The organism is Salmonella sp. SSDFZ54 (assembly GCF_004010735.1).
GTDB lineage: Bacteria > Pseudomonadota > Gammaproteobacteria > Enterobacterales > Enterobacteriaceae > Salmonella > Salmonella enterica.
In genome coordinates this window covers 2,459,109-2,472,225 of the sequence record NZ_CP034819.1, presented here as the reverse complement: position 1 = coordinate 2,472,225, position 13,117 = coordinate 2,459,109, and the positions used below count along the sequence as shown (strand labels likewise).

Sequence of the window (13,117 nt, the reverse complement as noted above, 5' to 3'; positions counted from 1 at the left end):
TCGATATGGTGGTGCGTAGCAAAATTTCAAGTGGTTTGTACACCTATTTTAGGTAGTAATACTAAAGCGGTGACATATTTCACAAAATAATAAATAAGGGGTAAATTCCCACACTTTAAGTGATCCAGATTACGGTAGGAATTCTGAAGCAGCATATGATCTCGTTTATCAGGCCGATGGAGGGGATAATCGTCGGTCAGAAAACATTCGAAATCACATATATCCTCTGTGTTTTAAAGTAAAAATCATTGGCAGCTTGAAAAAGAAGGTTCACATGTCAAACAACATTCGTATCGAAGAAGATCTGTTGGGTACCAGGGAAGTTCCAGCTGAAGCCTACTATGGTGTTCACACTCTGAGAGCGATTGAAAACTTCTACATTAGCAATAACAAAATCAGCGACATCCCTGAATTTGTGCGTGGCATGGTTATGGTAAAAAAAGCGGCGGCGCTGGCCAACAAAGAGCTGCAAACCATTCCTAAGAGTGTGGCGAACGCCATCATTGCCGCATGTGATGAAGTCCTTAACAACGGTAAGTGCATGGACCAATTCCCGGTAGATGTCTATCAGGGCGGCGCGGGCACTTCCGTCAACATGAATACCAACGAAGTGCTGGCCAACATCGGGCTGGAACTGATGGGCCATCAGAAAGGTGAATATCAGTACCTGAACCCGAACGACCACGTGAATAAATGTCAATCCACTAACGACGCCTATCCGACAGGCTTCCGTGTAGCGGTTTACGCCTCTATCGTCAAACTGATCGATGCCATCAACCAGTTGCGTGAAGGTTTCGAACGTAAAGCGGTTGAATTCCAGGACATCCTGAAAATGGGTCGTACCCAGTTGCAGGACGCCGTACCGATGACGCTTGGTCAAGAATTCCGTGCGTTCAGCATCCTGCTGAAAGAAGAAGTGAAAAGCATCGAGCGTACTGCTGAGCTGCTGCTGGAAGTCAACCTTGGCGCAACGGCAATCGGCACCGGTCTGAACACGCCGAAAGAATACTCTCCGCTGGCGGTGAAAAAACTGGCTGAAGTCACTGGTTTCGCCTGTGTTCCGGCTGAAGATCTGATTGAGGCGACATCTGACTGTGGCGCGTATGTTATGGTTCACAGCGCGCTGAAACGTCTGGCAGTGAAGATGTCCAAAATCTGTAACGACCTGCGCTTGCTCTCTTCTGGTCCTCGTGCCGGCCTGAACGAGATCAACCTGCCGGAACTGCAGGCGGGCTCTTCCATCATGCCAGCCAAAGTGAACCCGGTAGTACCGGAAGTCGTAAACCAGGTATGCTTTAAAGTCATCGGTAACGACACCACCGTTACGATGGCGGCGGAAGCCGGTCAGTTGCAGTTGAACGTTATGGAACCGGTTATCGGTCAGGCGATGTTCGAATCCATCCACATTCTGAGCAACGCGTGCTACAACCTGCTGGAAAAATGCGTTAACGGCATTACCGCGAATAAAGAAGTGTGCGAAGGGTACGTTTATAACTCCATCGGTATCGTCACTTACCTCAACCCGTTCATCGGCCACCACAACGGCGACATCGTCGGTAAAATCTGTGCTGAAACCGGTAAGAGCGTACGTGAAGTTGTGCTGGAGCGCGGCCTGTTAACGGAAGCCGAGCTGGACGATATTTTCTCCGTACAGAACTTGATGCACCCGGCTTATAAAGCTAAACGTTATACTGATGAAAGCGAACAGTAATCGTACAGGGTAGTACCAAAGAGGCACGTCACGATGACGTGCCTTTTTTCTTACAAGAAGTTACCAAATAACAACAATTTAATATCAACTTGTTAAACAACAAGGAAGGCTAATATGATAGTTGTCGAACTTATCATTGTTTTGCTGGCAATCTTTTTGGGCGCCAGACTTGGGGGCATCGGTATTGGATTCGCAGGTGGGCTGGGTGTTCTGGTACTTGCCGCCATCGGCGTGAAGCCAGGGACAATTCCATTCGATGTCATTTCCATCATCATGGCGGTTATCGCCGCGATCTCTGCTATGCAGGTCGCGGGCGGTCTGGATTATTTGGTAAACCAGACAGAAAAACTGCTGCGTAAGAACCCGAAATACATCACTATCCTCGCACCGATTGTGACCTATTTCCTGACTATTTTTGCTGGTACCGGGAACATTTCCCTGGCAACGCTGCCGGTTATTGCTGAAGTCGCGAAGGAGCAGGGAATCAAACCTTGCCGTCCGCTCTCGACCGCCGTGGTATCCGCGCAGATTGCGATTACCGCCTCGCCGATTTCTGCGGCCGTGGTGTACATGTCTTCTGTTATGGAAGGTCATGGCATTAGCTACATTCACCTGCTGTCCGTGGTTATCCCCTCTACGCTGCTGGCGGTGCTGGTGATGTCCTTCCTGGTCACGATGCTGTTCAACTCCAAACTGTCGGACGACCCGATTTACCGCAAGCGTCTGGAAGAAGGGCTGATTGAACTGCGTGGTGAAAAACAGATTGAAATCAAACCGATGGCAAAAAATTCCGTCTGGCTGTTCCTGCTGGGCGTTATTTGCGTGGTTGTTTATGCGATTGTCAACAGTCCGAGCCTCGGCCTGGTTGAGAAACCGCTGATGAACACCACCAACGCTATTTTGATCATCATGTTGAGCGTCGCAACGCTGACCACCATCCTGTGTAAAGTGGAAACTGACGCCATCCTCAACTCCAGTACCTTTAAAGCAGGGATGAGCGCCTGTATCTGTATTCTGGGCGTGGCGTGGCTGGGCGATACCTTCGTATCCGCTAACATCGACTGGATCAAAGACACTGCGGGTAGCGTCATCCAGGGTCATCCGTGGCTGCTGGCCGTCATCTTCTTCTTTGCTTCCGCGCTGCTCTACTCTCAGGCGGCAACGGCGAAAGCGCTGATGCCGATGGCGCTGGCGCTGAACGTCTCTCCGCTGACGGCAGTCGCTTCCTTCGCCGCCGTTTCCGGCCTGTTCATTTTGCCGACCTACCCGACTCTGGTTGCGGCGGTACAGATGGATGACACCGGTACAACCCGTATCGGTAAATTCGTCTTTAACCACCCGTTCTTCATCCCAGGCACCCTGGGCGTCGTTCTGGCTGTCTGCTTCGGCTTCCTGCTGGGCAGCTTTATGCTGTAAGTGTTTCACCCGCGGGGCGTATCACGCCCCGCATTCTCCCGCCCTTTGACTAACATCCTGCCCTCGTCCGTTGTATAGTGACCGTTCACTTGCGGGTCTTTTTGTTCTTTCGAGGTGTTTATGCTTGATGTTAAGAGTCAGGATATTTCCATCCCCGAGGCCGTTGTGGTGCTTTGTACCGCCCCGGATGAAGCTACCGCCCAGGATCTGGCCGCCAAAGTGCTGGCGGAAAAACTGGCTGCCTGCGCCACCCTCCTCCCCGGCGCGACATCGCTGTACTACTGGGAAGGCAAACTGGAGCAGGAGTATGAAGTTCAAATGATCTTAAAAACCACCGTTTCACATCAGCAAGCGCTTATCGACTGCCTGAAGTCTCATCACCCGTATCAAACGCCTGAACTTCTGGTTTTACCTGTTACTCACGGAGATACTGATTACCTCTCATGGCTCAACGCATCTTTACGCTGATCCTGCTGCTGTGCAGCACATCCGCCTTCGCCGGATTATTCGACGCGCCGGGTCGCTCGCAGTTCGTCCCTGCCGACCGGGCGTTTGTTTTTGATTTTCAGCAAAATCAACACGATCTTACCCTCTCCTGGCAGGTAAAAGAGGGTTACTACCTTTACCGTAAACAAATCAGTATCACGCCGACGAAAGCGGATATCGCTGCAGTCCAACTCCCGGCAGGCGTCTGGCATGAAGATGAGTTCTACGGAAAAAGCGAAATCTACCGTAAGCGGCTAAACGTTCCGGTAACGGTTAACCAGGCGGCGGCTGGCGCGACATTAACGGTAACGTACCAGGGGTGCGCCGATGCGGGATTCTGTTATCCGCCGGAAACGAAAACGGTGCCGCTAAGTGAAGTTGCCGCGGCAATAGATGCCACGCCGACGCCTGCTGTCACCCAGACGGGTGAGACATCAAAACCCGCCGCCCAGCTACCTTTTTCCGCGCTCTGGGCGCTGCTGATCGGCATAGGCATCGCCTTTACGCCCTGCGTTTTACCCATGTATCCGCTGATTTCCGGTATTGTCCTGGGGGGAAGGCAACGTTTGTCGACGGGGCGCGCACTGCTGCTGGCCTTTATCTATGTACAAGGGATGGCGCTGACCTATACCGCACTGGGTCTGGTCGTCGCCGCAGCGGGATTACAGTTTCAGGCGGCGCTGCAGCACCCTTATGTGTTAATCGGCCTTGCCATCGTGTTCACCCTGCTTGCGTTGTCGATGTTTGGCCTGTTCACACTACAGCTCCCCTCATCACTGCAAACCCGGCTGACATTAATGAGTAATCGTCAGCAAGGCGGCTCGCCCGGCGGTGTTTTTGTTATGGGGGCGATTGCCGGATTAATTTGCTCTCCCTGTACCACAGCGCCGTTAAGCGCGATCCTGCTTTATATCGCTCAGAGCGGCAACATGTGGCTGGGCGGCGGTACGCTGTATTTGTATGCATTAGGTATGGGTCTACCGCTAATGCTGGTCACCGTGTTTGGCAACCGTCTGCTACCGAAAAGCGGCCCGTGGATGGCGCATGTCAAAACCGCTTTTGGTTTCGTGATCCTCGCGTTACCGGTCTTTTTACTGGAGCGGATTATTGGCGAGGCTTGGGGTTTACGTCTGTGGTCGCTGCTGGGCGTCGCTTTCTTTGGTTGGGCCTTTATCACCAGCCTTCAGGCCAGACGAGCGTGGATGCGTATCGTACAGATTATCCTGCTGGCGGCAGCGCTCATTAGCGTGCGGCCTCTACAGGATTGGGCGTTCGGATCGCCATCCGCGCAAGCTCCAGCGCACCTCAATTTCACGGCTATTTCTACCGTGGACGAACTCAATCAGGCGCTGGCGCAGGCCAAAGGCAAACCCGTTATGCTGGATTTCTACGCCGACTGGTGCGTGGCCTGTAAAGAGTTTGAAAAGTATACCTTCAGCGATCCGAGGGTCCAGCAGGCGCTCGGCGACACGGTGCTCTTGCAGGCTAACGTCACCGCTAATAATGCGCAGGATGTCGCGCTGTTAAAGCATCTGCAAGTCCTCGGGCTGCCCACCATTCTGTTCTTTAATGCCCAAGGCCAGGAACAGCCGCAATCGCGAGTCACCGGCTTTATGGACGCCGCCACCTTTAGCGCGCATTTGCACGATCGCCAACCGTGAGCGACACTTGCAAAAGCAAAGACGGAGGAGAATACCGTGCAACGTGAAGATATTCTGGGAGAAGCCCTGAAATTACTGGAGACGCAAGGGATAGCCGATACTACGCTGGAAATGGTGGCGGAGCGCGTAAATCGCCCACTCGACACATTACAGCGTTTCTGGCCAGATAAAGAAGCCATTTTATATGACGCGCTACGTTATCTGAGTCAGCAGGTAGATATCTGGCGACGCCAGCTTCTTCTTGATGAGACGCTTTCTGCTGAACAAAAGCTACTGGCACGCTACAGCGCGCTTTCGGAATGTGTTAGTAATAATCGTTATCCTGGCTGCTTGTTCATTGCCGCCTGTACGTTTTATCCCGACCCAACCCATCCTATTCACCAACTGGCCAATCAACAAAAACGCGCGGCACATGATTTTACCCATGAGCTACTGACCACGCTGGAAATTGACGATCCGGCGATGGTTGCAAGGCAGATGGAGCTGGTGCTGGAAGGTTGTCTCAGCCGAATGCTGGTCAACCGCAGTCAGGCTGATGTAGATACCGCTCAGCGGTTGGCGGAAGATATTCTGCGTTTTGCACAGTGCCGTCAGGGTGGAGCGCTCACCTGACGGGTAGTGATTTTATGCATTTTGCCTGAAAAGCAGGCAGTCAGCGCGCTTTTATCACTTTTTTCGTGTAAAGCCGTTGACGACCGCGCCCCTTTACGGTTTAATGCGCCCCGTTGCCCGGATAGCTCAGTCGGTAGAGCAGGGGATTGAAAATCCCCGTGTCCTTGGTTCGATTCCGAGTCCGGGCACCACTTATTCAGAAAACCCAGCCTATGGCTGGGTTTTTGCTTTTCTGGGAATGGAAATCCGTAGCCCCATCTCTGGCCTGACTAGCTATAACGAGAAGGCCAGATTTTCTCTGGCGCAACGCCCAGCGCTTCGGCGAACAGCCGCTCACCTTTGGGCCAGGGTCACCACCACTTTTGGGAATTTCCACCCGCCGAACTGGCGGTGGGAAGTAGCTCCCGGATGCCATTCGGTTCCAGAGTTTGTAGAGGTTGGCCGTCAGGTCATTGAATGAATCTTCATCTTTACGCTCGAATGCCCCTTTTCCAAACTCGGCATCAGCTAAGCTATTACGCCAGTATGAAGTGAATCCCTGAGTATTGCTGTCCATTGTCCATCCCATAACTTCAATAAAACTATCGATTTCATTGATATTGATATTGATATAACTCATGGCTCAACATTGTTCACGATGCGAGCGCGATCACAATGATTTATTTGTGTCTGAAAGGTACTCAGTGCTACTGACAGGATTTAAGAGATCAGTATTACTATTTTATTAACTCGTTTTTTTGCTATGTTCTATTGTTCATCAAGAAGTAATTGGTCCGGGAAGAAGCGAAACGTTTTAGTTGCGCCGGGTTATTGCAACCTTACCTACCAGCAACAAAAAAATAGCAGACTGATTGTCATAGTAAAAATTCCTCTTTAGGTGTATATCTATTGTAGAAATCCCATTGAAACGAAGTGCCGCTTTCAATGTGGTTGTGGTATGTAGCATCAACTTATTCGTTTCATTGTTATGAAATGATCGGTTGTTGATTATAACAATGTATATCATTCCCGTTTACACGATTGGCGTGCTCAATATAGAAATTGCGCTAAAACAACACAAAAGCGCGCGCCAAACATAATACCCTACAAAAAATGTGATCTCCGATGAACAGAAAAGAGAAAATATTTCAGGCAGTTTGTGAGCTTTGTATCACTTTTCCTAATGGATTGACAACTGAGCAGATTGCACTATATACAAATATTGCTAGGCCCAATGTTAGTAATTATTTAAATCAATTTATTAAAGAGAATAAAATAGTCAAATCCGGCACTCGCCCAGTACTTTACTCTATCAAAAAAGAAAACCTTAAAACCATTCATCAGAGTGCTAATCTGCCTGTGCATGATGTACAAAAAGAGCCTTTCCAGTATTTTCTGGGGTATAACGGAAGTATTAAAAAACAAATCAATCAGGCTAAAGCTGCTGTTATGTATCCTCCGCATGGATTGCATACGCTGTTAACGGGGGACACTGGTGTAGGGAAAAGTCTTTTTGCCAGTCTGATGTATAATTACGCTGTTTATCAGAATGCGCTTGATAAAAATTCACCGTTTATCGTTTTTAACTGTGCTGATTATGCCAGTAATCCGCAATTATTGGTTTCTCATATCTTTGGCCATGTAAAAGGCGCTTTTACCGGTGCTACCAGAGATAAATTTGGCCTACTCAGTGAAGCAGATGGTGGAATGTTATTTCTTGATGAAGTTCATCGCTTGCCGCCTGAAGGGCAAGAAATGATATTTTATTTTATGGATACAGGCACTTATGGGTTGCTAGGGGAGACACAGCGTAGTCGTAAGGCACAAATATTACTTATTTGCGCCACCACCGAAGAGCCTAATTCTACGCTGCTTTCCACTTTTCTGCGGCGTATCCCAATCAAAATCAATATTCCTAATCTTGCCGAACGTTCACCTGGCGATCAGGTCGATCTGTTAAAATATCTGCTGGAAATCGAAGCCAGAAAAATCAACTGCGCCATAACTATTGATACCGACAGTGCTAAAGCAATCATCGGCTCGTCTTTCTCTGGTAACGTGGGTAAATTAAAATCGACTATCCAGTCCGTATGCGCCCACTTTTTTATCGAAGATAATAATCCTAACCAGCTTAATATTACTTACAATAAACTCATCTCTGATATCAAAGTGGGAATTTTTAATCTGGCGCGTGACAACGATTATCTGGTTGGGTTGCAGCATGCACTGGCTGGTACTATCACGATCATGCCTGATAACTCACATTCGGGCCTGGACTTATACACAGATATTGATGTAAATAAACATAATACTCCTTTTCAGGTCTATGATGTTATTGATAAGAAAATCCAATTCATGCTGGAGCAAAATTTTTCAGATACTGATATAAATAATTACATCACTTCTGAAATCAACCAGTATATCGACTTGCGTTTACCCAAAAAGCTTGAACATGTTGATCACGGTTTACCGAATGCGACTCTAGTCTTCTGTCAGTCGTTAAAAAATGAATTAGAGCTTCAGTTGAATAAAGAGTTCAGCCATGGATTTCTGCTGTCTTTGGGGTACCATCTGAATAATATTATACAAAAAAGAACCCGCTCACGCACGAATACCTGGATAAGACATTATCGCGTTGATAACCTTGAAGAATATGAATCTGCGCTGACAATCAAAAAACGACTGTATAAAGAATTTGATATTGATATTAATGATGATGAAGTTGTCTATCTGACCATTCTTTTGGCCTCGCTGGTGGTTCGTGAACGTGATAAGCATATCCACGTTATCGTTGCGACCCATGGTGATATGATCGCCAGCAACATGGTCGACATAGCAAAAATATTAATTGCTGAAGATAATATATCAGCCGTCAATATGCCGTTGGATATCCGCCCGAACCAGGCCATTGCGCAAATCAAGCAAACCATCACAGCTTACTCAAATGCAAAAGGATTTTTATTATTAGTGGATATGGGATCGCTCATCCAGGCGGGATATCTCTTATCACAAGAGTGTAATGTCCCCGTCAGAACTCTGGACATGGTTTCTACTCCCTTAGTGATTGAAGCACTTAGACGCTCGGCACTGCTGGATGCCGATCTGGATGACATTTATTTGAGCCTGCAACATTTCAAAGGTTACGGCGTCAGTGAACACAATGCGGTAGTTACTGGCAATAAACCATTGGCAGTACTGGCTATTTGTTCGTCTGGCGAAGGGATTGCCCGGAAACTTAAAAATTTATTAAGCTCAGTACTGGAAGAGATGAATCGTAAAGATATCCATATCATTAACCTGTCGGTTGAAGAGGTGCTCAATACGAAGCATAAAATCACTACTGAATATCAGGTGTTGCTTTCAATTGGCGTGATTAACCCCGGACTGGATGTACCCTATATTTCACTGCCAGATTTCTTTTCACCAAAAGGTGAATTGACATTCCAGACCATTATCGGTGGGGCTTTTCCGGTGATGGTTGAAAATAAAAATCCGGTAACGCTTACTAAACTGGCTGAACAATATCTACAAGAGTTTTTAACTTACCTGAATCCGAAAAAAATCGTGCCCATCGTCATGCTTTTTCTGCAGCAGTTGAAAGAACAACGTCACTTTGATGAATTCGGTTCCAATTTACTCAATATGATTGTGCATACCTGCGTTGCGATAGAGCGTTCGGTTCGTAATGAAACCATAACGTATAACAAACTTAATCGGGAAGCATATTTGATGAGCGAATTATTTAAAATATATCAAAAGGCCAATGAGATATTGGAGGATAAACTTGATGTCAAACTCAATGATGACGAGCTACTTTTCATTATTGATATGCTGGAAAAAGAGTAAAAAGATTATCAGGCGTCGGGATGCCAACGCCTGTTAGAGTCTTATGCCAGCGCTTCTGCCAGATCTCGTTGCATAATCTGCCAGGCTTCACCAATATCTTCTGAGTGACCGAAAAGACCACTGGAACCGACAATCAGCACATCAGCCCCGGCTTCCACTAATGCACTATAGGTGTTTTTATTACAAGAGCCATCAACTTCAATTAAAAATTCCAGTTGATGCTGCTGCCGATATTCTGCAAAGGCAGCAATCTTTTTCAGCATTGCGGATATAAATGCTTGTCCGGCAAAACCCGGATCCACCGTCATAATAGTCACTTTATCCACACGATCCAGATATAACGTAACGATGTCGAGTTGGGTTTCCGGGTTTACAACTAGTCCACATTTCATTCCCGCTGAGCGAATATTGTCAATCAGACGGAATGCCTGCCCATTTGCCGTTTCAGCATGAAAGCTCACCATGGATGCGCCGGCGTCGGCCAGGGTACTGATATAATCTTGCGGGTTAGTCACCATGAGATGGCAATCAATGGGGGCGCTTGCCACCCGCTTCATCTGCGATACAAAAAACGGTGACAGTGTCAAATTTGGAACATAGTGACCATCCATAATATCGACATGGAAATAACCGATTTTATCGTTCAGAAAACTAACTTGCTCTTCAAGCCGTAATAAATCCATGCACATTAGCGAGGGGGCGATTAAAGGGGACTTCATCATATTACTCCTTTGTAACCATCATACCTTTACAGGTAAAACCACGACGATGGTGGAATGTGTCAAAAAGATCTATAACGCTGTCGATTTCTACCTGATGAGAAATTAAGTCATTGACCTGTAATTTCCCTGAACTAATCGCAGCGGCTGCATCAGCCCATTCGTCGTGCGGCATTTGTTTATAAACTGAGTTATAAACACTGGCGATAACCGCTTCTTTACGCATTACTTTGTCATATACTTCACGTGGAATTTGCATATCACCATGCGGATTGCCCATCAGCATCACTTTGCCGTAAACACGACAGGCTAACAGCGCCTGGGTTAATCCGGCGCATGAACCACTTCCTTCAATCGTGACATGCGCACCAAAACCATCAGTCTCTTTCAACACCCACTCAACCGCATCCTCTTCAGTGGCGAGGCACACATGTTCGAATCCCAGTTCGCGGCAGAACTCGACTTTTTTCGGATTCACATCAATCAGCATGACTTTTTGCGCACCGTAAATCGTCGCCCAACGCGCTGCCATTAGCCCTATCGGACCTGCGCCAATAATGACGATACTGTCATTCAGATCCAGGTTAGCACGCCGTATGACATGCAAAGCAATGGTAGCCGGTTCAAGCATAGCCGCTGCGCTGTAGCTGACATGATCAGGGAATTCGACGAGATTAAATTCCGGAACCGTTAAATATTCACTAAAACCACCGTCACGACGGGAACCGTAAGAGCTGTAGTTCAGGCAGCGAGGATAGTGGTGCTGCTGGCAAAACTCGCACGTCATGCACGGTACAATTGGGAATACGGCCATCCGCTTGCCAATCAATGCAGGATCGCCGCCCAAACCAACCGCCTCAACCCGACCGGCGAACTCATGCCCCAGTACGCGCGGAAAACTCAGCGTGCCTGTTTGATACGCCCTTGGCACATCCGAACCACACAACCCGGAAGCCATCACTTTCAGCAACACCTCACCCGCTTGAGGGACTGGCATGTTACGTTCCTGTAACTCGAGGTGACCAATGGCCGTCAATGCAACTACTTTCATTCTGCTTCTCCTCCGTTTTCAACGGCGATTATTCAAGGTTTGCATGATTAAGCTTCACATTAGCCAGCGATAATTGCTTGATAGCCATAATTTCAAGACAAACAAGATCGCCAAACAGGACCAAAGATTGTTCAAATAGCGTGGTCATAGGTTGAATCGAAATATATTCCCCTGTTCCACCTTTTGAGCCACAGTGAAAATCGACAATAACGTCCGCAAGCTGAGCAATTGAACTTGTCGGGCTGGAAGTCAGATGAACAATTTTTGCATCATAGCGTTTAGCGCAGGCAGTAATATGCTTTGGAAAGATTGATTCACCAGACCCCGAGCCCACTACCAAAATATCTTTAGGTCCAATAGGGGGTTCATTAACTGCCCCAACGACACAGGCGTTGATGCCCAGATGGTTAAGACGCTTGACGGTCATTTCAAGTGCGAGTAAAACGCGCCCTACGCCGACAAAGAAAACTTTTTCAGCCTGCAATAGTGTCGAAATATATTCATCAATTTGCCGTTCATCAATTCTGCTCAGAACCATTGAGAGTTCTTTTTCGATTATTCCGACATTTTCACGATAATTTTTCGTTGCCATTTACATCACCATCATTCCCTTACAAAAGGGGACTTTACTGTCGCGAATAAGATTAAATAAGGCAGACAACTCTTCCATCGGAACGGCATGGGTGATCAGATCGCTCACTTTTAGCTTGCCGGACTGAATAGCCGCAGCAGCATCTTTCCACTCATCATGTGGCCGTTGTGAATAAATAGAGTTAAAGACGCCCATAATCTGCGCTTCTTTACGCATAAATTTATCGTAGATTTCGCGCGGAATATTGACGTCAGTGTGTGGGTTCCCCAGCATCAATACTTTGCCAAATACCCGACAGGACATCAGAGAGTTAATGAATCCCGAGGAGGAACCACTGCCCTCAATACAGACATCAGCACCATAACCTTCTGTCTGTTGCATCACCCACTCGACAGGATCTGTCTGGCTTGCGTCGCAGATATCTGTGAATCCCAGGGCGCGACAAAACTCTATTTTCTTCTGGTCAATATCAACCAGCAATACTTTCTTAGCACCATAGATCGCCGCCCAGCGTGCAATCATAATCCCGATGGGCCCCATGCCATAAATCACGACGCTATCATTAAGATCCAGATGTGCGCGACGCATTACATGTAAACCAACAACAGCCGGTTCGAGCATAGCGGCTTCACGTAAATCTGCATCATCATCAAGCAATACCAGGTTAAATTCAGGCACGCTGAGGTATTCGCTAAACCCACCATCCTGACGTGAGCCAAAATAGCTGTAATGTGTACATTTCGCATAGTAACGCTCTTTACAAAATGCACATTCATTACAAGGAATAAGTGGGAAAATAGCAGTTTTACGACCGACCAGATCCTCTTTAACCCCTTCGCCGACTGCCACAATATGACCAGAAAATTCGTGTCCCAAAACAATAGGATAATGATAAGGACCATTGACAAATGCTCTTGGAATATCAGATCCACAGATACCTGCCGCACCTATTTTAACTAAAACCTCTCCAGCTCGTGGCGTAGGAATAGCTCTTTCCTGCAACTCGAATTTACCGAGTTCAGTTAATGATAACACTTTCATACT

Annotated in this window: 10 protein-coding genes, 1 tRNA gene and 2 pseudogenes; 7 read left to right on the top strand and 6 right to left on the bottom strand. The window is 47.5% G+C overall.

Annotated elements, in window-relative coordinates; genetic code table 11:
• The first annotated feature begins 274 nt into the window (after nucleotides 1-274).
• The 6 genes from aspA to EOS97_RS12225 all read left to right on the top strand — a co-directional run bounded on the left by aspA (nucleotide 275) and on the right by EOS97_RS12225 (nucleotide 6,077).
• Nucleotides 275-1,711, top strand: coding sequence for an aspartate ammonia-lyase (gene aspA / locus EOS97_RS12250; RefSeq protein WP_000069440.1), 1,437 nt, complete (start codon nucleotides 275-277; stop codon nucleotides 1,709-1,711).
• 114 nt (nucleotides 1,712-1,825) lie between these two features.
• A complete protein-coding gene (gene dcuA, locus EOS97_RS12245) occupies nucleotides 1,826-3,127 on the top strand; it encodes an anaerobic C4-dicarboxylate transporter DcuA (protein ID WP_000637595.1) in 1,302 nt (433 codons plus the stop codon).
• Between the two features lie 120 nt (nucleotides 3,128-3,247).
• A complete protein-coding gene (cutA, locus tag EOS97_RS12240; RefSeq protein WP_000887832.1) occupies nucleotides 3,248-3,595 on the top strand; it encodes a divalent cation tolerance protein CutA in 348 nt (115 codons plus the stop codon).
• Nucleotides 3,571-5,274: a protein-disulfide reductase DsbD gene (locus tag EOS97_RS12235; protein ID WP_000068893.1), complete on the top strand. Its 1,704-nt coding sequence runs from the start codon at nucleotides 3,571-3,573 to the stop codon at nucleotides 5,272-5,274. The genes cutA and EOS97_RS12235 overlap by 25 nt, the downstream gene beginning before the upstream one ends.
• 36 nt (nucleotides 5,275-5,310) lie before the next feature.
• Nucleotides 5,311-5,886 (top strand): transcriptional regulator, encoded by a 576-nt coding sequence (locus tag EOS97_RS12230; RefSeq protein WP_001188509.1) that lies wholly within the window; start codon nucleotides 5,311-5,313, stop codon nucleotides 5,884-5,886.
• 115 nt (nucleotides 5,887-6,001) lie between these two features.
• Nucleotides 6,002-6,077: transfer RNA gene (locus EOS97_RS12225), tRNA-Phe, on the top strand.
• A gap of 78 nt (nucleotides 6,078-6,155) precedes the next feature.
• Here the strand turns inward: EOS97_RS12225 and EOS97_RS12220 are convergent.
• Nucleotides 6,156-6,233: pseudogene (locus EOS97_RS12220) on the bottom strand (helix-turn-helix domain-containing protein); the annotation flags it as partial.
• Nucleotides 6,234-6,238: 5 nt separating this feature from the next.
• A pseudogene (locus EOS97_RS26930) lies at nucleotides 6,239-6,337 on the bottom strand (reverse transcriptase/retron type); the annotation flags it as partial.
• Between the two features lie 653 nt (nucleotides 6,338-6,990).
• On the opposite strand from EOS97_RS26930, the gene EOS97_RS12210 reads away from it, so the two are divergent.
• The gene (locus EOS97_RS12210) at nucleotides 6,991-9,711 is read left to right on the top strand and encodes a sigma 54-interacting transcriptional regulator (RefSeq protein WP_127836154.1); all 2,721 of its coding nucleotides are present in this window, start codon (nucleotides 6,991-6,993) and stop codon (nucleotides 9,709-9,711) included.
• 41 nt (nucleotides 9,712-9,752) lie between these two features.
• Here the strand turns inward: EOS97_RS12210 and alsE are convergent, their stop codons facing one another.
• From alsE to EOS97_RS12190, 4 genes are read right to left on the bottom strand one after another with little or no spacing between them, the layout of a single operon-like run.
• Nucleotides 9,753-10,430 (bottom strand): D-allulose 6-phosphate 3-epimerase, encoded by a 678-nt coding sequence (gene alsE / locus EOS97_RS12205; RefSeq protein ID WP_000841833.1) that lies wholly within the window; start codon nucleotides 10,428-10,430, stop codon nucleotides 9,753-9,755.
• Nucleotides 10,431-10,434: 4 nt separating this feature from the next.
• Nucleotides 10,435-11,481 carry a galactitol-1-phosphate 5-dehydrogenase gene (locus tag EOS97_RS12200; RefSeq protein WP_000869375.1) on the bottom strand — a complete coding sequence of 349 codons (1,047 nt, stop codon included), beginning with the start codon at nucleotides 11,479-11,481 and terminating at the stop codon, nucleotides 10,435-10,437.
• Between the two features lie 28 nt (nucleotides 11,482-11,509).
• Nucleotides 11,510-12,073 (bottom strand): SIS domain-containing protein, encoded by a 564-nt coding sequence (locus tag EOS97_RS12195; protein ID WP_000201885.1) that lies wholly within the window; start codon nucleotides 12,071-12,073, stop codon nucleotides 11,510-11,512.
• Nucleotides 12,074-13,114 carry a galactitol-1-phosphate 5-dehydrogenase gene (locus EOS97_RS12190; protein ID WP_000866540.1) on the bottom strand — a complete coding sequence of 347 codons (1,041 nt, stop codon included), beginning with the start codon at nucleotides 13,112-13,114 and terminating at the stop codon, nucleotides 12,074-12,076.
• Between the last annotated feature and the right edge of the window lie 3 nt (nucleotides 13,115-13,117).

Bases quoted from the DNA above. Each gene is read 5' to 3' on its own strand.
- aspA (WP_000069440.1), top strand. From the start codon at position 275: ATGTCAAACAACATTCGTATCGAAGAAGATCTGTTGGGTACCAGGGAA.
- EOS97_RS12210 (WP_127836154.1), top strand. From the start codon at position 6,991: ATGAACAGAAAAGAGAAAATATTTCAGGCAGTTTGTGAGCTTTGTATC.
- EOS97_RS12235 (WP_000068893.1), top strand. From the start codon at position 3,571: ATGGCTCAACGCATCTTTACGCTGATCCTGCTGCTGTGCAGCACATCC.
- cutA (WP_000887832.1), top strand. From the start codon at position 3,248: ATGCTTGATGTTAAGAGTCAGGATATTTCCATCCCCGAGGCCGTTGTG.
- alsE (WP_000841833.1), bottom strand. From the start codon at position 10,430: ATGAAGTCCCCTTTAATCGCCCCCTCGCTAATGTGCATGGATTTATTA.
- EOS97_RS12190 (WP_000866540.1), bottom strand. From the start codon at position 13,114: ATGAAAGTGTTATCATTAACTGAACTCGGTAAATTCGAGTTGCAGGAA.
- dcuA (WP_000637595.1), top strand. From the start codon at position 1,826: ATGATAGTTGTCGAACTTATCATTGTTTTGCTGGCAATCTTTTTGGGC.
- EOS97_RS12195 (WP_000201885.1), bottom strand. From the start codon at position 12,073: ATGGCAACGAAAAATTATCGTGAAAATGTCGGAATAATCGAAAAAGAA.
- EOS97_RS12200 (WP_000869375.1), bottom strand. From the start codon at position 11,481: ATGAAAGTAGTTGCATTGACGGCCATTGGTCACCTCGAGTTACAGGAA.